We start from the raw sequence: 22,100 nt of genomic DNA, 5'->3' as shown, positions 1-22,100 counted from the left end.
AGCCGTTTCACGTGTAGAGTGTGCCCGTATTCACCACCGGGGTCACGCCGGCCTCGCCGCACAGGACCACCAGCAGGTTGCTCACCATGGCCGCGCGACGATCGTCGTCCAGGGCCACGACGTTGCGGGAGGCCAGGTCGTGAAGGGCCATCTCCACCATGCTCACCGCGCCCTGCACGATCTTCTGCCGTGCCGCGATCACCGCCTCGGCCTGCTGCCGCCGCAGCATGGCCTGGGCGATCTCCGGCGCGTAGGCCAGGTGGGTGATGCGTGCCTCGACGACCTCCACGCCGGCGATGGCCAGCCGTCGCTGCAGCTCCGCCTGCAGATCCGCCGCGATCTCCGTGGCATGGCTCCTGAGGGCCACCTCGCCCTCCTCGGTCTGATCGTACGGATAGGCCGAGGCCAGTTGCCGGACGGCAGCCTCGCTCTGCACGTCCACGTACTGGTGATAATCCTCCACATCGAACATGGCGCGCGCGGTGTCCTCCACGCGCCAGACCACCACGGCGGCGATTTCGATGGGGTTGCCCCGCTTGTCGTTCACCTTGAGCCTTTCGGTGGACGTGTTGTGGGCGCGCAGGGAGACCTTGGTCCCCCGGCTGTAAAAAGGGTTGGCCCAGTGAAACCCGCTCTGTTTGACCGTGCCGTGATAGGCTCCGAAGAGGATCAACACCCGCGACTGATTCGGTTGCAGGGTGAAGTGGCCCGAGAACATCAGCCCCGTCAGACCCAGGAACACCAGGCTGGAGAGAAACCGGACGACGGGGAACTGGCCTGTGACACCGGCACGGATGGCGCTGTAGAGCAGCCAGGCGGAGCCGGACAGGAGCAACAGGTTCACGCCGAGCATGAGCCAACCGTTGGGGACGTTGACGACCTTTTCCCGGCTGGGGAGGCGGCCGGGCGCATTTTGTGCCGAACCGAGCGAACCACTCACCTGCGCATTCATATCACGATGATATCACTAAGCTATCGAGCGGCAAGGGTTTTCTTCCGGCCGGTCCGGTTGAAGGCCAACCTGTTGGAGCGCAGCCGGTTCCCCAAGCGGGTCCGATGCCGGGATGGGCCGGTCGCGCGACCGAAGGAGGTGCACGGCCCGGGAAGAGGGCGCCGTGGGGCGGTCCGGGCGCGTGAGCGGCCGGGTCGTCAGCGGGTTGCAGGAGGCTCCGTCCGGGTTCACACTTGCCTGCAAAGGTCGGTTGTGGTCGGATAACGGCGCCGAATTCAGGCAGGCGGCGGATGGAAGCGTATCCCAAGCATTACTGCGGCGTGTTCGGTGTTTTCGGGCATCCGAAGGCAGCCGAACTGACCTATTACGGTCTGTTTGCGTTGCAACATCGGGGGCAGGAGAGCGCCGGCATTGTGACCTCGGACGGGCGGCAGTTTCACGTGCACAAGGGGATGGGGCTGGTGCCGCAGGTGTTCGACGCGGTGGCGTTGCAGTCGTTGCCGGGGCATCTGGCCATCGGGCACACCCGCTATTCCACGACGGGTGCGTCTCATTTCCGGAATGCGCAGCCGCTGACGGTGGATTGTGCGCGGGGCCAGATCGCCGTGGCGCACAACGGCAATCTCACCAATGCGGCCGCGTTGCGCGAGGAGCTGGAGGCGGCGGGGTCCATTTTCCAGACCACCGTGGACAGTGAGATTGTGTTGCACCTGCTGGCGCAGCCGGGCCCGAACGGTTCGGCCAACTCGCTGGTGCACGCGATCCGGCGGCTGGAAGGTGCGTTTTCGCTGTTGATCATGACCGAGACGGAACTGATTGCCGTCCGGGATCCGCACGGGTTTCGACCGTTGTCGCTGGGTCGTGTGGACGACGCGTGGGTGGTTTCCAGCGAGACCTGTGCGTTCGATCTCATTCATGCGAAGTTCGAGCGCGACATCCAGCCCGGCGAGATTCTGGTGATCCGGGACGGGGGCCTGGTGAGTTTGCAGGCCTTTCCCGAGCACCGGCGCCGGGCCTTTTGCGTGTTCGAGTACGTGTATTTTGCGCGGCCGGACAGCATGTTGGAGGGCCGCAACGTGCATCTGGCGCGGGTGGAGATGGGCCGGCAACTGGCGCGGGAACATCCGGTGGAGGCGGATCTGGTGATACCGGTGCCGGACAGCGGCAATTCGGCCGCTCTCGGTTACGCACTGGAATCGGGCATACCGTTCGAGATGGCGTTCGTGAGGAACCACTACGTGGGCCGCAGCTTTCTGCAGCCCTCGCAGCTCATCCGGGATTTCAACGTGCGGGTGAAACTGAACCTGATCCGGGACCTGGTGCGGGGCAGGCGCGTGGTGGTGGTGGATGACTCGATCGTGCGCGGCACGACCTGCAAGGCCCGTGTGAACACGCTGAAGGAGGCCGGGGCGCGGGAGGTGCACGTGCGGGTGAGTTGCCCCCCGCACATGTATCCGTGCGTGTACGGGATCGATTTTCCGGACCGCAGCAAGCTGATGGCGGCCAATCACTCTCTGGAGGAGATCCGCAACTATCTGAAGGCGGACTCGCTGCAGTATCTCTCGCTGGAAGGGATGGTGAAGGCGGTGGGCCGCGCGCAGGAGAGTCTCTGTCTGGCCTGTTACAACGGCGATTATCCGGTCCCGTACGATCCGGCACTGGACAAGCAGATCATGGAACGGCGCCGCGCTCAGCGCCCCGGTCTGGTGGAGGCCCTGCTGCAGGACCAGGCACAGGGCCGGCTCTTGTGATCCGGGCCGGGGCCCGATGGCTGCGACGGGATCCGTCCCGGGAACGGCTGCGGCGGGCGGGTGGTTTTGCACGCGTTCGATCTGACAGTTCTGGCGCTGTATCTGGCGGGTGTGGTGGGCGTGGGCTGGCACCTGGGCCGGCAAACGCGCGACCTGCGCGATTATTTCCTCTCCGGCCGGCGGACACCCGGCTGGGCGATCCTGGCATCCATCGTGGCCACCGAGACCTCCACCGTCACGTTCCTCAGCGTGCCGGCGTTTGCGTTTGCGGCCAATGCACGTGGCGAAGGAGGCAACTGGACGTTTCTTTCGCTGGCCCTGGGTTCCGTGTGCGGGCGTGTGTGCGTGGCGTGGCTGTTGTTGCCGCGCTATTTCCGGGGCGAGTTGTTCACGGTGTACCAGGCGCTCCAGCAGCGTTTCGACGTCCGGGTACAACGGGCGGCGTCGGCCCTGTTTCTGGCCACCCGGTGTCTGGCCGACGGCATCCGGCTCATGGCGACGGCGCTGATCCTGACGGCGCTGACCCGCTGGTCGGATCCCGTGGCCATTCTGATCCTCGCAGGGGCCACGATCCTTTACACGTGGCTGGGCGGGATGAAAGCGGTGATCTGGACGGACGTGTTGCAGGCCTGCGTGTATCTGGCGGGTGCGGGTGCGGCGGCGTGGGTGCTGCTGGAGCGGATCCCGGGCGGCTGGGAAACCGCGCTGGAGGTGGCGCGCAGTCATGACAAGCTTCGGGTGTTCGACTTCGGCTGGGACGTCTCTCGCAGTTACACGTTCTGGGCCGGTCTGGTGGGCGGTGTCTTTCTCACCACCGCGACGCACGGGACCGATCAGTTGATGGTCCAGCGCTATCTGTCCGCGCGGAACCGGCGCGAGGCGGCGGCGGCCCTGTTGGGCAGCGGCCTTGCCATCCTGATGCAGTTTGCGCTGTTTCTCGGGTTGGGCACGCTGTTGTTCGTGTACTACCGGGAAGCGGGTGTGGCGTTGCCGGAGTCGGTGGCGGCGCGACCGGACCGGGTCTTTCCCCACTTCGTGGTGACGGAATTGCCGGCGGGGGTGCGCGGGTTGGTGATCGCAGCGGTTTTCGCTGCTGCCATGAGCACGCTCTCTTCGTCGCTGAATTCGCTCGCCACCGCGGCGCTGACGGATTTTTGCCATTCGCCCGCGTCCGGCCGAGCCGGATCCGGTCCGGCCGTGAGCGCGGCGCGGCGATGGACGCTGGGGTGGGGTCTGGTTCAGGCGGGCGTGGCATTGGCAACGGCCCGGATGGAGACGCGGATCGTGGACATGGCCCTGGCCCTGGCCTCGTTTACCAGTGGGCCGGTGCTGGGTTTGTTTTTTCTCGCGCTGGGACCGCGCCGGGTGGATTCCACCAGTGCCCTCATCGGGTTGGTTGTCGGGATGGCGGTGATGGTGCTTGTGGGTACGGGCGGCGGGGTGTCGTGGCAGTGGTACACGTTGACCGGCTCGGTGGTCACGTGGCTCGCCGGGTGCGGGGTGGCGCTGTGGCGGGGTGGCGCCGGCAGGGCAGGTTCCGGTTGTTCAGAATGAACCGGGAGGTGCGGATCCGGCCGAAGCCGCCGGGCGGACGGTTCACTTGCCGATGCAGAATCGGCTGAAGATGATGTCCAACAGGTCCTCTGTAGCGGTCTGCCCCACGATCTCGCCCACGGCATCGGTGGCCGCCCGCAGGTCCACGGACACCAGGTCCAGGGGCAACCGGCTCTCGAGTGCGCCGATGGCGTGCTCGAGTGAGCTCCGTGCGCGCAGGAGGATGGCCTGGTGCCGGGCGTTGATGCAGGCATCGGGCGCCTCGCCGGGGCGCGACGGGCCCGAGAGGATGAGCTGTTCCACCTTCTCCTTGAGCTGGTCGAGCCCCTGGCCGGTGCGGCAGGAAATCTCCACCCGGGGTTCATCCGTCTCCGGGAGGGTGAGCCGGACGGGCAGATCGGCCTTGTTGAGGACCAGGAGCCGTTTGCGATGGCGGAACTGTTCCCACAGGCGTTGGTCTTCGGCGGTCCAGGGTTCGGACCGGTCGAAGACGTGCAACAGCAGGTCGGCGGTTTCCACGGCGCGATGGCTCCGGCGGATCCCCTCCTGTTCAATTTCATCGCCGGCCTCGCGCACTCCGGCGGTGTCCACCAGGACCACGGGCAGGCCGCGGATGTTCACGGTTTCCTCGATGGTGTCCCGGGTGGTCCCGGGCCGGGCCGAGACGATGGCGCGGTCCTGGCCCAGGAGCAGGTTCAGCAGGCTGGACTTGCCGACGTTGGGCCGGCCCACGATGGCGGTGCGGATGCCCTGACGGAGGATCCGACCTTCCTCGGCCGAGCGCAGGAGGTCTTCCACGAGGGTCAGACCGGCCCGGAGACGGTTCAGGATTCCCTCCCGCGTGTCGGGCGCAATGTCCTCCTCCGGGAAATCGAGCTGGGCTTCCACGTGGGCCAGTGCGAGCATGAGATCGTCGCGGAGGCGCTGCAGCTTGCGCGAGAGTGCGCCTTCCAACTGTTCGCGCGCGGCGGCCAGGGCGCGTTCGGTGCGTGCGGCGATCAGGTCCGCCACCGCCTCGGCCTGGGTGAGGTCGAGGCGCCCGTTCAAAAAGGCGCGGCGCGTGAACTCGCCCGGTTGGGCCGGCCGGGCCCCCTGCTCCAGCACGGCCTGCAGGACCAGGCGGGCCACCAGCAGTCCGCCGTGACAGGAGATCTCGACCACGTCCTCGCGTGTGTAGGTGCGGGGTCGCCGCATGACCGCCAAGAGGACTTCGTCAATCCGCCGGCCGTTGCGATGGATGAACCCGTAGTGCAGGGTGTGCGTGGGTGCCTCGGACGGTTTGCGCGCCCGGGCTCCCGCCGGCTGGAACACCCGGTCGGCAATGGCCAATGCGTCCGGGCCGGAGATTCGGATGACGGCCAGACCCCCTTCGCCCGGCGGTGTGGCGATGGCTGCAATCGTATCCTCCGACATGCAGGCGAAGGTACGCGGCATCCACGGGAGGCGGCAAGCGGCGCCGGGTTGGTGGCGCAAAGTGAGCCGGCAGCGTCCCGTGGCGGATGTCTCACCCGAGCTCTCCAACGGGCGGGATCCCCTGCCCCGCCCGGGCAACAGGGTCCAACCGCGGCGGGTGCGTGTCCGGGGCTGATCGGTCCGGTGCGGCGGCCGGTTTCAAGGCCGCGGACCACCGGCAGGGCCGGGCGCTCAGGTAGATGCCGGCGGCGTGTCGGGCGGCCGGTGCGGCTCGGCCGGCTCCGGGCCTTCGGTGGCCGAAGGTGGCTCCGCGGCCGGTTCGGCTGCGGCCGGGTCAGTGGACGCTGAAAGGCCTGCCTGCGCAGTTGTCGGCTTCCCGGGCTCGGGCTTCGCTTCCCCGGCCGCGCCGCCCGTGTCGGACGCGATGGTCGTCTCCGGGGTCTGGGCGGGCTCGGTCGCCCCGGTCGCAGGCGCGCCCGGCGCGGGTGCCGTTCCGGTGACTTCATTGCCGCCTTCGCCGACGGCAGGTTGGTTCGGCGCGGTTGCGATCGTGTCCGGCCCGGGAGCTGCATCGGCGGGTGCGCCGGCCGGCGCAGCCGCTCGAGCGTCGGAGCCGGCTGATTCTCCGCTGATGCTCCCGCCCGCCTGTGCTGCCGCGGCATCTGCGGCGTGGACCTGCGCCGGCTCCGGGGCTGCGCCACCTTCCTTCTGCGCGGGAGCTGCCTGGGCTTCCCTGCGCTCGCCCGCCGGCTGGGGAGCCGGTTTGGGGGCGGGTTTCTTGGCCACTTCGAGTGCGCCCGATGCGAATTCGATGACGTGCCCCTGGTGGATCAGCCAGTGGAGGTCCGCAATGAGCATGGTCTGCTCCGGGGTGGGTGTGTGGGGGGCGGCTGCGGGTTGGGCGGCCGCCTGCGCGGGGGCGGAATCGGCCTGTTCACCCTCGGCCGGCCCCGGGCTTTGGGTGGCCGGCGGCGCAGCGGGTTCAGCCGGTTTCGGAGAAGGGGCCAGCGCCTCGATCAACTCACGCCGCGTGCAGTGGGGATGTTCCTGGATGTATTGGACGATGCGTTTGACGTTGAGGGAGACCGGGGTGTTTTCGATGTCCAGGTAGTGCGGTCGTGCCACCGCCACGTGGGTGATGGTGCGATTGATCTTGAAGAACTGCAGTCCGTGGGCGGCAAACTGCTGGCTCAGGGCCGTGGCGATCTGCAGGGGGAACCGGCGTTGTTCTTCCAGCGTGTGCCGGATGAGCCGGGCCAGGGGTTTGCAGGGGACGTTCTGGGCGGCGGTGCCGCTCAGGGTGACCAGTTCCACTTCACGCACGATGTTGGGGGCGTGGACCTCGCGGAAATGGCGTTCCACGGCGTCGCGGCTGCCCAGGCGGAGCGGTTCGGGAACATTCAGGCAGATGTACTCGGTTTTCCAGCTCTGTTCCTCCAGCCACTTTTTCACCACCGCTTCGTCCCGCACGATCTTGACGCGGGCCTTGTAGGTCTCGAAGGGGATGTGCGAGAAGCGTTCGGCGTGGAGTTGTCGCAACCGTTGGGGGTAATCGTGGTGGTTGGGCGGGCCGAGGATGACACCGCTGTAACCGCACTGGGCCACGAAGGTGTACCTGCCCTTCGGCGGGTCGGTGGGGGTGCGTTCGGCCTGATAGAAAGTGTCGAAGTACTTCTCCAAAACATGTGCCACCACTTCGTCCACCGACAACCACGGGGTTTCATCGAGGGCGCACAGGTACAACGGTTGGCGCACGGTGCCGTCGGACTTCTTCTTGACGCTGAGCTCCACGCTGTAGCGTTCCGGCCGTTCGAGGAACAGCTTGGCGATGTCGAACAACGGGAAGGCCCGGCCGGTGCTGCGGATGCGCCGGGCCACCTGATCGACGCCCTTGGGATCGGGGATGAGCCGGACCTGCACATCCGGCAGGGGTGCGCGGCTGGGTTTGGCGGCTGCACCTGCGGTCCCGGCGGCGGTGCCCGCGGCCCGGGGGCTCCGGGTTTCCGGCCGGGTGCCGGCGGCGGCTTCGGCGCCCCGGGCTCCCGGGCCGGGTGGGGCACCGGCACGCCCCCGCGCGCGTCCACGTCCACGGCCTTTTCTTTCTTCCTCGCCGGCCTCTTCGCGGGCACGAGAGCTGATGGTGGGCTTGGGCGGTTCGGTCGCCCACGCCGGCAGGAAGAGTTTTTCCAGATCGAATTCGTGTTCCGGCAACGTGCTCATGGCCGACTTCCCTGGGACGCGCCTTTGGGGTTCTGCGGAGGCAGAACCTGCTACCGGGAGCATGCTGAGGGTTGGCGGGAATTGCAAGTGCCGGCTGGTTCGGCAGCCGGTCCGGTTGCGGGAACGCGCCGTCCGGTGGGGCGTTTTGCGCGGGTGCACCGGGACCGTTCGGGGACGGCCCATGCGCATGGAGGCAGGTCGCCCCGCGGGCCCGGGCCCGGGCAGGCCCTTGGCAAAACACGGGTGGTTTTCCCATATTGCGCGCCGTGATTGACACGCCGGAAGCGTTGGAAGCCTACCTGCCGGTGCTGCGGGCAGCTCCCTGGGTTGCGGTCGACACCGAGGCTGACAGTTTGCACGCGTACCCGGAGAAGCTTTGTCTGATCCAGGTCAGCACGCCCACGGGCGACCGCTTGATCGATCCGCTGGCCGGACTGGATTTGCGGCCGTTGCTGGAGGCTCTGGCCGGGCACGATCTCATCATGCACGGAGCCGACTACGACCTGCGTCTGTTGTGGCGTGCGGGCCGGTTCGTCCCCAGCGCGGTGTTCGACACGATGCTGGCGGCGCGGTTGCTGGGGGAGCGCAATTTCAGCCTCAGCGCGCTGTTGGAACGGTTCCTGGGCGTGCGGCTGGACAAATCCATGCAGAAGGCCGACTGGTCCAGGCGGCCGCTGACACCGCGCATGGAGGCCTACGCGCGCAATGACACGCGGCATTTGAAGCCGCTGGCCGACCGACTTCGCGAGGAGCTGGTGGCACGGGGAAGGCTCGCCTGGCATGAGGAGGCCTGCCGGCGACTGGTCCAGGAATGCACCTGCGATCCCGAGATGGATCCCGACCAGGTCTGGCGGGTCAAGGGCAGTCATCTGCTGACGCGGCGGGGACTGGCGGTGTTGCGGGAGCTGTGGCACTGGCGGGAGGCCGAGGCACGGGCCTCGAACCGACCGCCCTTTTTCGTCCTGCCCCACGAGACCCTGAGCCGCATCGCTGCGGCGGCCGTGGACGGACAGGACTACCTGACGCTTCTGCCGCAGAAGTTCTCCGCGCGGCGTCGGGCGGGGCTGAAGGAAGCCGTGGCCCGGGGCTTGGCGGTGCCGCCGGAGCAATGGCCCGAGCTGCGCCGGGGCACCGGCCGCCGGCTGACCGAAACCGAGCAGGCACGACTGGAAGAGCTGGAACGCCGGCGCAACGCGCGCGCGCAGGAACTGGGTTTGGAACCCTCCCTGATCGCGCCGCGAGGTGTGCTGGTGGAGCTGGCGCGCGACTGGGAGGGTTGCGCCCCGCGGCTGATGCGGTGGCAGCGGGAACTGTTACAGGACTGAGCCTGCATGTTCCCACCGGACCGGAGCCCACCGGGCAACGGGGTCGGCTCCCAATGCCGCAGCTTCACGGGGCCGCAGTGCCGGCGGCACTGTTGGTCGAGACGGGCAGGTCGGCTTGTTCCACCGGTTTGAGTTCCTCGACGAGCACCTCGACCTTTTCCTCGGCGCGGATCTTGCGGACGTAATCCGGCAGGACCTTCTGGATGGCCTGCGTGGTCAGGTAATCGCGGATCTGTTCCCTGACCTCTTCAAACGGCACGCGGCGCGCCGGCAGGCGTTCGAGCATTTTGATGATGTGATAACCGAACTGGGTGGTGACCACGTCGCTGATCTGGCCCGGTTGCAGGCTCCAGGCCGCCACCTCGAACTCGGGGACCATCTGGCCCCGGGCAAAGACGTACTCGCCTCCGCGGTCCTTGGAACCCGGATCCTCGGAATACTGCTTCACCAGGGCTGCGAAATCCTCGCCGGCCCGGGCCCGCTGCAGGAGTTCCTCGATCTGCTTGCGCTTGGCCTGACGAATCTCTTCGGGCAACGGTTCCCGGGTGTTGGCGTCCACCGTGCGCAGCAGCAGGTGACTGACCCGGACGCGTTCGGGCTGCTCGAACTGCGCCGGATTCTCGTCATAGAACCTGCGAACGTCCTCGTCCGTGACGTTCACGTGGACCTCGCGCCGGATGACGGCCTCGGCGGTGGCCTCCTCGATCAGCCGTTCCTTGAGCTGGTCCGGGCTGATCCCCACCGATTTGAGCTGGCGGACCAGGTTTTCCATGGACCCGGCACGCTCGAGGACCTGCTGGTAGCGCAGCTCTCCGACGCGCTTGCCCTCGGCCTTGTCCTCGGGTGTGGCGCGGCCGACCAGCATCTTGACGCGGATGAGCTGCTGGAGCAGTTCGCGTTGCACCTGCAGGTCCGCCGCCGGTGGGAGGGTCTGACCGCGGGCGGCCACCAATGCCTTGAAACTCAGGAGCGCGGCGTCCAACTGGCTGCGTTTGATTTCGAAGCTCTTGCCGCGGGCGATGACCTCGTCGCCGAACAGCTCGGTCATCACGGCCACGGCGCTGCTGGTGGAGGGGTTGGTTTGCGCCCAGGCCAGGCCGGCCAGCAGCACGGTGGTCAGGGTCAACCTCAGCGTCCGCAAAGGAAACGGTTTCGACATGCGATCTGCCTCTTGTTTTTTGGGCACCAACTACAGGTGAACCAGCCGGACGTTGCTGATGTCCGGGTCGCGTTGCAGCTCTTCCAACACCGACGGCGGGGGCGCGTTGTCCAGGTGCAGGACCGTCAGCGCGCGTCCCCCGGCCTCGTCCCGGTGCAGGTTCATGCTGGCGATGTTGACCCCGTGCCGGCCCATCAGGGTGCCGATGTGGCCGACCATGCCCGGTCGGTCGCGGTTGGTCAACAGGAGAATGTGCCCGGAGACGGGGATTTCCACCGGCATGCTGTAGAGTCGGACAATGCGCGGGTTCTGCGGAGAGCCGAAGAAGGTACCGCCGGCCGAGATCACCTTTTGATCGCCCTGGAAGACCTGGACGTGCAACCACTCGTTGTAGGTCACCGGTTCGCTGGAGCGTTTTTCCTCCACGGTGACGCCCAGAGTGGCGGCGATGCTGCGCACATTGACCGGGTTGATCGCCTCCATGCCCGTCCGAGACAGGAATCCCATCAAGACCGCGCGGGTGATGGGATCCACGTTGGGCAGTTCGCGGGCCCGCCCCCCGTAGGTGATGTAGAGGCGGTCCACCTGTTCGGGTGCCAGCTGGCCCAGCAACCGGCCGAGTTTTTCTCCCAGCACCAGGTAGGGCTTGACCTGTTCATAGGTCTTGGCGTCGAGGTAGGGGAGGTTCACCGCGTTGCGGACCTCGCCGGTGAGCAGATAGGAGGTGATCACCTCGGCCACCTCCACGCCGCACTTGTCCTGGGCCTCTTTGGTGCTGGCACCCAGGTGCGGGGTGAGGATGAGAGCGGGATGCTTGCGGAAGGGATGGTCGGCCGGCAGCGGCTCGGTGGCGTACACGTCCAGAGCCGCACCGGCCACCTGGCCGCTGTCCAGCGCGGCCAGCAGGTCCTGCTCCACGATGATTTCGCCCCGGGCGCAATTCACCAGGCGCACGCCCGGTTTCATCCGGGCAAAGGCCGAGGCGTTGAGCATGCCGCGGGTGAGCTCCGTCACCGGCATGTGCACGGTGATGAAGTCGGCGTTGCGGTACACCTCGTCCACCTCGTTCGCCAGCCTGATCCCCAGCGCCTTCACCCTCGTGTCAGCGAGGAAGGGGTCGTATCCGATGACCTCCATCCCGAAGGCCAGCGCCCGCTTGGCCACCTCACTGCCGACGCGGCCGAGCCCCAGGATCCCCAGTTTTTTACCCGCCAACTCGATTCCCGAGAATTTCTTCCGATCCCACTCACCTGCCACCATGCTGGCGTGGGCCTGCGGGAGCTTGCGGGCCAGGGCCAGCAACATGGCCCAGGTCAGTTCGGCGGTGGAAATGGTGTTGCCCCCCGGCGTGTTCATCACGACGACGCCGTGCTGCGTGGCCGCCTCCACGTCCACGTTGTCCACGCCCACACCGGCCCGCCCCACCACACGGAGGGCTTTGGCCGCCTCGATCACACGGCGTGTCACCTTGGTCTCGGAACGCACCACCAGGGCCACCGCATCCGCCACCAATGGCAACAGTTCGTCCTCCGTGTGACGGCGCGACAGCACCTCCACCCGGAACTCGGGCCGAGCCCGCAACAGTTCGATCCCCTTGGGCGCAATCGGATCGCAGACCAGGATCTTCATAGTTTGGCGGAGTGTAGGCGGGCCGCACCGGACGGGTCAAATGCGCGATGCGCCTCCGGCCCTGCCGGGCAGGCGGCACCGGCCACCACGCGCAGGCGTTCCCATTCCGGATCGTCCGAACCCCACCGCCGTGTCGCGCGCTTCCGGAAGAGGGTACCGGCGACGGCCTTTCAAAAAGGTCTCCGCGGGCAGTTGCAAAGAGCGGGTCCGATGGCCGACCGAATGGGTGCCAGCAAGTTGGTTCGCGCAGGCAGCAGGGGCCGGCCTGAAAACCGCTCGGCCTCGTCCCACCAGTCCAACAGAATACCGTCGAAAAGTCCCGCGGCCGTGGCGGTGGCGGCACGCGCGGCGGCGTGACGACGAAAGGCTTCCAACCGGAAATCCCACCGGTAAAACCCGCCCTCTGCCCAACCCGGCACCACCCGACCCCTCTGGTCCCGCAACCACCACCGATGATCGAGCCCGCCAAGGCAACAGCTGGGGCGTCCCGGTACCGGATTTCACACAGCAGCACCAGGTGAGGATTGAGCCGGAGCAACTCTTGCCGGCGTTTCCGGGCCGCCTCGACCGTGTCGGGCCGGAACCGGGTGGCAGGCTCACCGATCCCCTGCCCCCATTCCAGTCCCAACAGCCAAGGGCCGCCCCAGACCAGATCGTGTCGGGCAAGCGTCCGGGCAGGTGGTTCGTCCGGAACTTCGGCAGGTGCCCACGCCTGGAACACAGAGGGAAAGCCGCGAGTTTCGATCCGTTCCCGCACGGACAACCCGGCCGCCGCGGCAGATCCCCACCCCGCGATGAACATCACAAAGAGCATCCACAGAAGACGTCGGGCAGTGCCGCCCTCCCCGATCCCGAGGGATCCACCCGACTCGAAATCCGGACGATCGGCTCGTCCGTTCCCTTACTACGCCGTCTGAACCCCGCCTTCGGAGGTCTCTCCGGTGCCCGCCCGGCCGGAAAAAAGGCCGGCACCCGCTTCCGCACGCAGGGACCTTCTCATTCCGTCCTTTCCCCGGAACCGTTGAACCGTGGCAGACGCCCGGCCCGGTAGGCTTCGAGATAGGCAGAGTTTCGCTCCACCAGATCGGCACGCCCCTGGTGCCGTGCCAGGGCAATTGCCTCCCCGGCCCGTTGAACGGCTTCCTCGAATCGGCCCGCCGCTGCCAGCGCGGCGGCCAGTGTGCCCACGCACACCGGTTCCTGCCAGGCCGTGCGTGCGCACGCTTCCCGGGCATGACGCACCGCCGCGGCAGGATCCCGCAGTTCCGGCACGGGCACGGTCACCAGCAGCCAGGCCAGATTGTTGCGCAGGTCCGGCCGATCGGGGAAGCGTTCGACGGCGGTTCTGCGCCACGCGACGGCCTCGGCCCACTTCTCCCTGGATGCCAGCACCGTTGCGTACAGGTCCAGGAGCTCGGCGTGGAGCGGCCTTGCCCGGACGGCCCGTTCCAGAGCCAGTTCCAGCTCCGGACGGTCGGGATCGAGCCGCACCGCCTGCCGGAACAGAGACCACGCCCGCGCATCGTCCCCCCGATCCAGCGCCCACAGGGCCTGGACAAGCACAGTCTGAGGCTGGGCGGCGCGCACCCAGAAGGACCCCAGGCTGAACACGGCCCACAGCCCCAGCAGCACTCCCAGCACGGCGTGCCGGGTGCGCGAAGCACCGGCAACCCCACGCCAGCCCTGAACCAGCGCCATCGCCAGACCGGCCAACGCCGGCAACGCGTAGAACGCCTTGACCTGGGCGTACGACGGCACCCGCACCGACATGTAGATCAGGGCCAGCCCGTACAAGCCCAGCAGGGTCGGTCCCATCCACTCCGCCTCCCGCGGCCGACGCACCATCATCACAAACCCGACCACCGCACCCGCCACCACCAGCACGGTCCACACGGCTCCCAACCACCAGGCCATCGCCATCCAAGCCTCGTTCCAAGGCGGGCGAAACACCATCCACGACGCGCTGCTGATCAGGCCGTCCCCCCACAGAGTGGCGTACAGTCCGTCCCAAAAGCTGTCCATCCCGCTGAACCAGGGATGGATCCAAGCCGCCCCCGCGCGGGTGAAATCCGCCGCGGTGCGGAGGCCGGGATCCTGCCACCACGCGGCCGTTCCCACGTCCCAATTGCCGACCAGCGGCCGGCCGAAATGCAGCCAAACCCGCGCGTAATGCCAGCCACAGACCAGGACGAACGTCACCACGGCCCCTGCCATGCCAAGCCAGGTCCGCCCACCGCGGTTGCTCACGGTGCCACTCCGCCCTTGTCCCTGGCCCGGGTCCGCCGGCGCGGGCCATCCGGCCGCCAGCACAACAGGCACCGCCGGCAGGGTGGAGAACTTGGTCAGCATCGCCAGGCCCAGTGCGGCGCCGCCAGCGGCCATCCAACCCGCGTGGCCCCCGCGCTGGCGCGCCCGGAGCGTGCAGACCAGGCCCAGGGTCACCCAAAAGGCGGCCAGGGGCTCGTTGGTCACATATTGCGCCACAACCAGGTGCGCCGGCAGAGCCGCCGCCAGCACGAATCCCACGCGCGCCGGCCAGCGCTTGTCCGGATGGCACATCCGCAACACCGCAAAGACCAGACATGCATGGGCAAAGCCCACCACACCGTTGAAGGCACGCAGCAGCAGCACGGCCAGATCATCCTCCACCGACAGGCCCGTCAGACCCAGCAGGGCCGCGCCCAGCAGGTAGTACAACGGGGGCTGGTACATCTGCCACCCTTCGTCCGCCAGGGGCAGTTGCCCGCGCTGCTGGATGTACCGGATGTACGCCTCGTGGCCCTCGGCATCGAAGCCATAGATTCGCGGGAGTTGAGGCAGGTTGTTGAGAAACAGGACGGCCCACGACAACGCCCCGGCGAACATCAGGGCGCGGTCCCCGCCGGGACCCCGCAGGAATTCGCGGATCGCCCGCACAGCGCCTGCCCGGCTTTTGCACAGCCCGAGCGTAAGCCCGGAGAGCACGCAAGCCAGGCCCAGCGCCCACCCCGCCGCACGCCGGGCCAGCTCCGGGAGTGTGGTGAACGAACGCAAATACCCTTCAGGCCCCTTCAGCATGGGTGCATCGGCCGGGCGGGCCGGTTCCCATTGCCCGTGCGGGCCGGACACCTCCCATTGCAGGAACCTGGCAGGGCTTGTCGAACGGATTCGCAACGCCGCCCAGAGCGCCGCCGGTCCTGCTGGGTTGGTCACCCGCACGGTGATTTCGTTTGTCCGGCCGCGGACGAGCCGTGTGAGGTCCAGCGCAGCCGGTCGTTTCCAAGCAGGGCCCTGCAAAGTGCCCCCTGGGACCGCTGTTCCGTTGAGCCGGACCTCGCCCTGTCGGAACACGGCCAGCAGGAGGCGGACCTCCTCGGGCTCGGCGTCCAGCACGAACCGCGCGCGGAAGAGCCGGCCGGTCTCGCCGCCGAAATGCGGGTCGGCGGAAGCTGTGCGCGGCGCCACCCACCATGGTTGTCCTTCGAAGGCAGGGAGGTAGGCGAGGTTGTCGCTGCGGTGCATGTTCACCGCCAGCCACACTGCGGCGGCCAGCCAACCTGCCACCCAGGCGGCGCGCATCCACCATGTCCGGCGCTGCTGCATCGGGCGGATGCTGGCGTCAGGGGCGGTCTGGTGGCAAGGTCGAGGCGGAGAATTGCGGCAGTTTTTGCGTGTCGGCGTGGAGACAACAGCCTACCATGAGGCGTGCGCGGTTTATGAACGGCACCACACCATCCCTGGCGAATCACGTGGCATTTTTGAACGGGCGCGGGGAACTGCCCATGTTGGAGATCCTCACCCGCTGGAGCCGTGCGGAGCTCTACCTCCACGGCGGCCAGGTGACCCACTTCCAAAAGGAGGGCGAACCGCCCCTGCTGTTCACCAGCCAGTGCAGTCGCTTCGAATCCGGCGCTCCCATCCGGGGCGGCATCCCCGTGGTGTTTCCCTGGTTCGGCCGAAAAGATGATCGCCACCCGTCGCACGGCTTTGCGCGTCTCCGTGACTGGACGCTCAGCGAGCTGGCGACCGGCCTGGACGGTTCGCTCCGGCTGGTCCTGCGGATGCCGGAGGTGGAGGAAAGTCCGGACTGCCCCGCCTGCGCGGTCGAGAGCGAACTGGTCATCCGCGACAGCCTCACCCTGGAGATCCGCGTTACCAATCAGTCGGATCGCCCTTTCCCGTTCGAACTTTGCCTGCACACCTATCTGGCGGTGGGCGACGTCCGGCAGATCTGGATCACCGGTCTGCAGGACACCGAGTACCTGGACGCCGCCGCGGGCCGGCACCGCGTGCGGGATGCGGAACCCCAACTCCGCATCCGGGGCGAGGTGGACCGGATCTACGTGAACACGGCGCGGCCCGTGGAGGTTCATGACCCTGTGCTGGGGCGGACCATCCGGGTGGAAAAGACCGGTTCCGCCAGCACGGTGATCTGGAATCCCGGTCCGGAACGGGCCCGGACCATGCCCGACCTGGGCGACGACGAGTACCTGCAGATGGTGTGCGTCGAATCCGGCAACGTGGCCGACAACGCGCTCACGCTACCGCCCGGAGGCACCACCTCCATGCAAATCACACTCACCAGCCGGCCCGGCACCTGACCCCCCTCCGGCCATGCCGTTCCCACGGTCCGACCCCGCCCGCACCTCCGATCATCCTACCCTGACAGCGCCCGGATGCCGTCCGGGCGACCGACCCGCGCGCTCATGAGCCGACTGCGCATCGAGTTGTCGCCACACGAAACGAGGCGCAAGAACGCCCGGGCCGGTCTTCGCGTTCCCTTGCTTGGGCTCGCTGCCCTGATCCTTTTCATCGGCACCCTGGTCCTCTACGCCCCGGTCCGTTCGTTCGACTTCGTCAACCTCGACGACCCGGACTACGTGGCGAACAATCCGCGCGTTCAGGCCGGCCCCACTCCGGAAAGTCTCCGCTGGGCCTTCACCCGGGTGCACTCCAGCAACTGGCACCCGCTCACCTGGATCTCCCACATGCTGGACTGTGCGTGGTTCGGTCTCGATCCGGGCCGCCATCATATGGTCAATGTCGTCTGGCACTCCCTGAGCGCCGCGCTGTTGTTCGGTTGGCTCACTCACCTGACGGGCCGGCCCGGACTCGCATGGCTGGTGGCGGCCCTGTGGGCCTGGCATCCGCTGCGAGTGGAGTCGGTCGCCTGGGTTTCCGAACGCAAGGACGTGCTCAGCCTGGCGTTCGGCCTCGGTTGCCTGTGGGCCTACACGAGCGCCGTCCGAACCCGATCCGGGAACGGGTCCGGCCGGGCACGGTTCTGGGTCCGAATGGTTTTGGCCTGGCTGTCGTTGGCACTGGGTCTGATGGCCAAACCGATGCTGGTCACCCTCCCCTGCGTCCTGCTGTTGCTCGATTACTGGCCGTTGCAGCGCACACCGGCGCTCATCCACCCGGATCCGCGCACACCGGCCGCCCGGGGCGCGCCGCAGTCCTGGAGCCGATTGGTGATCGAAAAGATCCCCTTTTTTCTCCTCTCCGCTACCAGCTCGGTCATCACCCTCCGCGCCCAATCCGTTTCCGGCGCAACCGTGCCCCTGGAGGTGTTGCCGCTGAGCACGCGCCTGGCCCAGGCATTCGTGTCGTATGCAACCTATCTGGAGAAGACACTGTTCCCCATCCATCTCGCCCCGTTTTATCCGTATGAACCGCGCTCCTGGGGCGATCCGATCGTGTGGCAGTCCGTGGGGCTGCTCCTGCTTTTGACCCTGGCGGCCGCACTGTGGCGGCGTCGGAGCCCCTGGCTGGCGGTGGGCTGGCTGTGGTTTCTGGGGACGCTGGTACCGGTCATCGGTCTGGTGCAGGTGGGTGAGCAGGCCATGGCGGATCGCTACACCTACCTGCCGCACATCGGCCTGATCTGGGCGGCGGTCTGGTGGGCAGCCTCCGCCGTGGCGGGGATCCCGATCCTTCGGGCGCCGGCCCTCCTGGCTGCCGCGGGCCTGATCGGGGCCGGCGCGCTGCTGACGCGGGGACAACTCCCGCACTGGCGCAACACCGCTGCTCTGGCCGAGCAGACCTTGCGCGTCACGCCGAAAAATTATCTCGCGCTCACCCAGCTCGCCAACGTGCGGCTTGAACAGGGTCGCCTCGAGGAAGCACGCCGCCTGTGCGAGGAAGCGCTGGCGGTCCGTCCCCGTTACGCCGAGGCGTACAACACCCTGGGCAACGTGCACCTGCGCCGCCGCGACTGGCAGCGTGCCCGTGAAGCGTTCGAAGAGGCCATCCGGTGCAACCCCACCTACCCGGATGCCTGGCACGGCCTGGCCGTGGCCGCGTCTGAACAGGGCCAGTGGGAAACGGCCATCCACGCCGCCGCCCGGGCGGTCGAACTCTGGCCCCTGCACACGGCCGCGTGGTTCACCCTGGCCCGGGCTCATCATCAGGCCGGACATCTGGAGGAGGCACGGACCGCGTATCAACGGGTGCTCGAACTGAAACCCGGGTCACCCGCCGCACTGCAGGGGCTCGGTGCGGTGCTGGCCCTCCAGGGGGATCTGGAGGGCGCCTGCCGGGCATATGAGCAGGCCCTGGCCGGACAAACCCGGGAGGGACAAACCCACACACCCGACATCCATCTGCGGCTGGGCGTGCTGCGGTTCCGGCTGGGCCAGCCCGAAAGGGCCGAGCCACATCTGCGCCAGGTCCTGGAGTCGGAGCCGGATCAACCACTGGCCCATGCCTATCTGGGGCACCTGGAGCTTGCCCGGGGCCACAAGGATCGCGCCGCAGAACACTATCGCCGGGCCCTGCCGCAAATGCCGGACGACGTGGAACTGCTCAACAATCTGGCCTGGATCCTGGCCACCCACACCAACGCCGCCGTGCGCGACGGTCCACTGGCCGTGAAACTCGGCGAACGCGCCGCGCAACTCACGCAGGAGCGGGTCCCCGTGATCCTGGGCACCCTGGCAGCCGCGTATGCCGAAGCCGGCCGGTTCACCGACGCCATCGCCGCGGCCGAGAAAGCCATCGCCCGCGCCACCGAGCTCGGCCAGACCCAACTGGTGGAACGCAACCGCGAACTGCTGCGCCTCTATCGCTCCGGCCAACCGGTGCGCGAATAAGGGATCAGACCCGTGCGTTCGCACGGCTGTCGGACACCCCCGGTCCCCTCTTCAGGCGCGGGGCTCGACCACCGCCCCGGAGAGGCCGGGCCGGGCAGGCGCCGTCCGGAGCGCCGCTCGAGGCGCCCGGACCGGGCGACTGCTTTCGGGTGGACAAGCCCCTGCCGTGTGCAAGAATAGGCCCATGAGCGCACGTGTTTCACGTCGGTCCGCCCTCAAAACACTGGTCGGCACGGCCGCAGCGGTTGCGTCCGGATCGGTCTTCTCTCCCTCCGCAGCCGCGCAGGAGTCGGGACCTGTCAAACTCAAGGGCCGCATCCGGCATGCGGCCTGTCGGTGGTGTTACAACGACATCCCGCTGGAGGAGCTCTGTCGGGCAGGCAAGGAGATGGGGCTCGAAGGAATCGATCTGGTTGGGCCCGGTGACTTCCCCGTCCTGAAAAAGTACGGGCTGGTCTGCAGCATGGTGAGCAACCCGGTCATTGACGGTCTGGGCGGCATCACCCACGCCTGGAACCGCGTGGAACACCATGACAAGCTGGTTCAGGCCTACGAACAGCGCATCCGCGAAACCGCGGAGGCCGGATTCGAACGGCTCATCTGTTTCTCCGGCAACCGCGCCGGCCTGGATGACGAACAGGGCCTGGAAAACTGCGAGCGCGGATTGAAGCGCATCCTCCCCGTGGCAGAGAAATACAAGGTGACCCTCTGCATGGAGCTGCTCAACAGCAAACGCAGTCACCGCGATTACATGTGCGACCACACCGCGTGGGGGGTCGAACTGGTCAAGCGCATCAGCTCGGAACGGTTCAAGCTTCTCTACGACATCTTTCACATGCAGATCATGGAGGGCGACATCTGCGACACCATCCGGGAAAACCACCCGTACATTGACCATTACCACACCGGCGGCGTGCCCGGACGCAACGAGATTGATGAAACCCAGGAGCTCTACTATCCGCGCATCATGCAGGCGATCGTCGCCACCGGATTCAAGGGATTCGTCGCTCAGGAGTTCGTACCCAGGAACCGCGACAAGCTGGCCTCCCTCCGCAAGGCCATCCAGATCTGCGACGTCTGAGCGCGTGGCATCGGCTGCCTTCGCCGGCCCGGCAACACCGGGCCGATCCGGTTGACAGGGGCGGGACGTGCGGCAAGTTCCCAAGGTGCGGCTGACACGGCGAAAATTCCTCCTCTGGACAAGCAGCCTCACCCTGGCGGGAGTGGCCGGCGGGGCCGCGTGGCTCTCCTCCTCCCACGCACGTGCGGCCCGATGGGCGCGCAGGCTTCTGCGTGAAACCGGGCGGGAAATGGCGCCACCACCGTTCCGACCCCGACCCGACCGCTGGTCCGACCAACACGTCACCCTCGCCCTGCTCGGCCACGCCACACTCCTGCTCAACTTCTACGGCGTCCGCATCCTCACCGATCCGGTGCTCTTTCCCCGGATCGGGCCGGACCTGCGCGTGGGCACACTGGGACCCAAACGGCTGATCGCTCCGGCGCTCACGGTGCCGGAGCTGCCGGAGCTCGATTTCCTGCTCCTGTCCCACGCGCACATGGACCATTTGGACATCCGCACCCTCCGCTGCCTCCTGCGTCGGGAGCTTCCCGTGGTGACCGCACGGGATACATCCGATCTCATCCGCGACGCCGGCGGCAGGCGGATCACCGAACTGGGTTGGGGCGAGAAGCTCACCTTGCGGACCCCGGCCGGCGAAATCCAGATCGAGGCTTTCGAGGTCAAACACTGGGGTCGGCGCTGGCCGGACGGCCGCCCCCGCGGTTACAACGGTTACATCCTGCGCCGCGAGGACACCGCCCTCGTATTTGCCGGCGACACCGCCATGACCGATTCGTTTGCCCGACTCCGTTCCACCGGCCCCTACGCCCTGGCCATCATGCCCATCGCCGCCTACAACCCCTGGATCCGCAACCATTGCACGCCCGAACAGGCCGTTCAGATGGCCGACGCAGCCGGCGCACAATACCTCGTCCCCATGCATCACGAGGTGTTCGTCCTCAGCGACGAACCGATCCACGAGCCGCTCGAACGCCTGGAAACGGCGCTGGAAGAGGAGCCGGAACGGCTGGCACTCCGAAAGGTGGGCGAAACCTTCCAACTTCCGGAAGCCTGAGGCCGCTCAGAGCGAGCCCCGGACCGGACCGGCGGTCCGGGGCCGCGTCTGCCAGAGCCGCGCGCCCGCCGCACAAGCGCCCAACAACACCCCGAGGGCACATACGACGGCCGCTCCGCCCGGGACATCCAGCTGATAGGAGGCGGCCAGTCCGCCCATGCCGCCGACCACGGCCACGGCCCAACCCACACCCAGCGCCACACCCAGCGAGGCGCTCCACAACCGGCCGCAAACCGCCGGGATGATGAGATAGGAGAACACCAACAAAACGCCTCCGAGGTGAACAAAAGTGGTCACCAAAAGCCCGAACAGCAGGTAAAACCAGAAGTCCCAGATCCGCACGTTCAATCCCGCGGCCAGGGCCGCCGTGCGGTCGAAGGTCAACCGGAGGAACTGGCGGCGCCAGATCCAGTGCACAGCGCCCATCGCGGCATACAACGCCGCCGTACGCCAGACCACCGGCCACGACACGGTGAGAAGATCGCCCACCAGGGTTTTTTGAAGTTCCTCGCGCCCGTGCGGTGCCCGGCTCAACAACAGCACACTCGCAGCCGCGGCAACCACGTAAACGATGCCGATCAACGCCTCCAACGGCACCCGACCATGCCGCGGCTCCCGCAACACGGTGAACAACAAGGCACCTGCCACTGTGAAACCCAGGGACCACGCATAGGCATGGACGTCGGTCGCTTCGTGCCCCAAAAGGATGCACACGCACGTACCCACGGTGGCGACCTGGGCCAGCGCCAGATCAATGAAGATGATCCCGCGCTCCAGGATGTGGAGGCCGTAATAGACCAGCAGGCCGGGCAGCAGGACCGCCGCCGCCAGCGGCGGCCCCAACAGCTGCAGCACCTCCGTCCAGTGAGGTCCAGCAGATGCCATGATC

Annotated in this window: 15 protein-coding genes; 7 read left to right on the top strand and 8 right to left on the bottom strand. The window is 67.5% G+C overall.

The features are described 5' to 3' along the window. Window positions 1-7: 7 nt before the first annotated feature. A complete protein-coding gene (locus ACPDIX_RS08300) occupies window positions 8-952 on the bottom strand; it encodes an SPFH domain-containing protein (RefSeq protein ID WP_423431317.1) in 945 nt (314 codons plus the stop codon). 290 nt (window positions 953-1,242) lie between these two features. Here ACPDIX_RS08300 and purF point away from each other — a divergent pair, with 290 nt between their 5' ends. Next, on the top strand, window positions 1,243-2,703 hold the full coding sequence (gene purF, locus ACPDIX_RS08295) for an amidophosphoribosyltransferase (protein ID WP_423431316.1): 1,461 nt from the start codon (window positions 1,243-1,245) through the stop codon (window positions 2,701-2,703). Between the two features lie 66 nt (window positions 2,704-2,769). Then, window positions 2,770-4,257, top strand: a complete 1,488-nt coding sequence (locus tag ACPDIX_RS08290) for a sodium:solute symporter (protein ID WP_423431315.1) — start codon at window positions 2,770-2,772, stop codon at window positions 4,255-4,257. 42 nt (window positions 4,258-4,299) lie between these two features. Here the strand turns inward: ACPDIX_RS08290 and mnmE are convergent, their stop codons facing one another. Continuing rightward, complete coding sequence (mnmE, locus tag ACPDIX_RS08285; protein WP_423431314.1) at window positions 4,300-5,670, bottom strand: tRNA uridine-5-carboxymethylaminomethyl(34) synthesis GTPase MnmE; 1,371 nt, start codon at window positions 5,668-5,670, stop codon at window positions 4,300-4,302. A 231-nt stretch (window positions 5,671-5,901) separates the two neighbouring features. Further along, entirely contained in the window at window positions 5,902-7,890 is a 1,989-nt protein-coding gene (locus ACPDIX_RS08280) for a hypothetical protein (RefSeq protein ID WP_423431313.1), read from the bottom strand. A gap of 266 nt (window positions 7,891-8,156) precedes the next feature. Between ACPDIX_RS08280 and ACPDIX_RS08275 the strand changes: the two genes are divergently transcribed. Beyond that, window positions 8,157-9,215, top strand: coding sequence for a ribonuclease D (locus ACPDIX_RS08275; RefSeq protein WP_423431312.1), 1,059 nt, complete (start codon window positions 8,157-8,159; stop codon window positions 9,213-9,215). Between the two features lie 64 nt (window positions 9,216-9,279). Here ACPDIX_RS08275 and ACPDIX_RS08270 read toward each other — a convergent pair whose 3' ends face one another. From ACPDIX_RS08270 to ACPDIX_RS08255, 4 genes are all read right to left on the bottom strand, one after another. After that, entirely contained in the window at window positions 9,280-10,374 is a 1,095-nt protein-coding gene (locus ACPDIX_RS08270) for a peptidylprolyl isomerase (RefSeq protein ID WP_423431311.1), read from the bottom strand. A gap of 30 nt (window positions 10,375-10,404) precedes the next feature. Continuing rightward, window positions 10,405-12,003 carry a phosphoglycerate dehydrogenase gene (serA, locus tag ACPDIX_RS08265; RefSeq protein ID WP_423431310.1) on the bottom strand — a complete coding sequence of 533 codons (1,599 nt, stop codon included), beginning with the start codon at window positions 12,001-12,003 and terminating at the stop codon, window positions 10,405-10,407. Between the two features lie 170 nt (window positions 12,004-12,173). Beyond that, a complete protein-coding gene (locus ACPDIX_RS08260; RefSeq protein ID WP_423431309.1) occupies window positions 12,174-12,422 on the bottom strand; it encodes a hypothetical protein in 249 nt (82 codons plus the stop codon). A gap of 577 nt (window positions 12,423-12,999) precedes the next feature. Beyond that, complete coding sequence (locus ACPDIX_RS08255; RefSeq protein ID WP_423431308.1) at window positions 13,000-15,585, bottom strand: phospholipid carrier-dependent glycosyltransferase; 2,586 nt, start codon at window positions 15,583-15,585, stop codon at window positions 13,000-13,002. Window positions 15,586-15,698: 113 nt separating this feature from the next. Here ACPDIX_RS08255 and ACPDIX_RS08250 point away from each other — a divergent pair, with 113 nt between their 5' ends. The 4 genes from ACPDIX_RS08250 to ACPDIX_RS08235 all read left to right on the top strand — a co-directional run bounded on the left by ACPDIX_RS08250 (window position 15,699) and on the right by ACPDIX_RS08235 (window position 21,211). Next, entirely contained in the window at window positions 15,699-16,583 is an 885-nt protein-coding gene (locus tag ACPDIX_RS08250; RefSeq protein ID WP_423431307.1) for a D-hexose-6-phosphate mutarotase, read from the top strand. 105 nt (window positions 16,584-16,688) lie between these two features. Then, complete coding sequence (locus ACPDIX_RS08245; protein ID WP_423431306.1) at window positions 16,689-19,073, top strand: tetratricopeptide repeat protein; 2,385 nt, start codon at window positions 16,689-16,691, stop codon at window positions 19,071-19,073. 184 nt (window positions 19,074-19,257) lie between these two features. Continuing rightward, the gene (locus ACPDIX_RS08240; protein WP_423431305.1) at window positions 19,258-20,154 is read left to right on the top strand and encodes a TIM barrel protein; all 897 of its coding nucleotides are present in this window, start codon (window positions 19,258-19,260) and stop codon (window positions 20,152-20,154) included. An 85-nt stretch (window positions 20,155-20,239) separates the two neighbouring features. Then, entirely contained in the window at window positions 20,240-21,211 is a 972-nt protein-coding gene (locus tag ACPDIX_RS08235; protein WP_423431304.1) for an MBL fold metallo-hydrolase, read from the top strand. A gap of 6 nt (window positions 21,212-21,217) precedes the next feature. On the opposite strand, the gene ACPDIX_RS08230 is transcribed toward ACPDIX_RS08235, so the two are convergent. After that, the gene (locus ACPDIX_RS08230; protein WP_423431303.1) at window positions 21,218-22,096 is read right to left on the bottom strand and encodes a metal ABC transporter permease; all 879 of its coding nucleotides are present in this window, start codon (window positions 22,094-22,096) and stop codon (window positions 21,218-21,220) included. Window positions 22,097-22,100 lie beyond the last annotated feature (4 nt).

The organism is Limisphaera sp. 4302-co (genome assembly GCF_049537155.1).
Taxonomy (GTDB): Bacteria; Verrucomicrobiota; Verrucomicrobiia; order Limisphaerales; family Limisphaeraceae; genus Limisphaera.
Note: the sequence above shows the minus strand (reverse complement) of the source record. Positions and strands in the feature narration are given on the sequence as shown.

Bases quoted from the DNA above. Each gene is read 5' to 3' on its own strand.
- ACPDIX_RS08280 (WP_423431313.1), bottom strand. From the start codon at position 7,890: ATGAGCACGTTGCCGGAACACGAATTCGATCTGGAAAAACTCTTCCTG.
- ACPDIX_RS08270 (WP_423431311.1), bottom strand. From the start codon at position 10,374: ATGTCGAAACCGTTTCCTTTGCGGACGCTGAGGTTGACCCTGACCACC.
- ACPDIX_RS08240 (WP_423431305.1), top strand. From the start codon at position 19,258: ATGAGCGCACGTGTTTCACGTCGGTCCGCCCTCAAAACACTGGTCGGC.
- serA (WP_423431310.1), bottom strand. From the start codon at position 12,003: ATGAAGATCCTGGTCTGCGATCCGATTGCGCCCAAGGGGATCGAACTG.
- ACPDIX_RS08250 (WP_423431307.1), top strand. From the start codon at position 15,699: ATGAACGGCACCACACCATCCCTGGCGAATCACGTGGCATTTTTGAAC.
- ACPDIX_RS08255 (WP_423431308.1), bottom strand. From the start codon at position 15,585: ATGCAGCAGCGCCGGACATGGTGGATGCGCGCCGCCTGGGTGGCAGGT.
- ACPDIX_RS08245 (WP_423431306.1), top strand. From the start codon at position 16,689: ATGAGCCGACTGCGCATCGAGTTGTCGCCACACGAAACGAGGCGCAAG.
- ACPDIX_RS08300 (WP_423431317.1), bottom strand. From the start codon at position 952: ATGAATGCGCAGGTGAGTGGTTCGCTCGGTTCGGCACAAAATGCGCCC.
- ACPDIX_RS08230 (WP_423431303.1), bottom strand. From the start codon at position 22,096: ATGGCATCTGCTGGACCTCACTGGACGGAGGTGCTGCAGCTGTTGGGG.
- mnmE (WP_423431314.1), bottom strand. From the start codon at position 5,670: ATGTCGGAGGATACGATTGCAGCCATCGCCACACCGCCGGGCGAAGGG.
- purF (WP_423431316.1), top strand. From the start codon at position 1,243: ATGGAAGCGTATCCCAAGCATTACTGCGGCGTGTTCGGTGTTTTCGGG.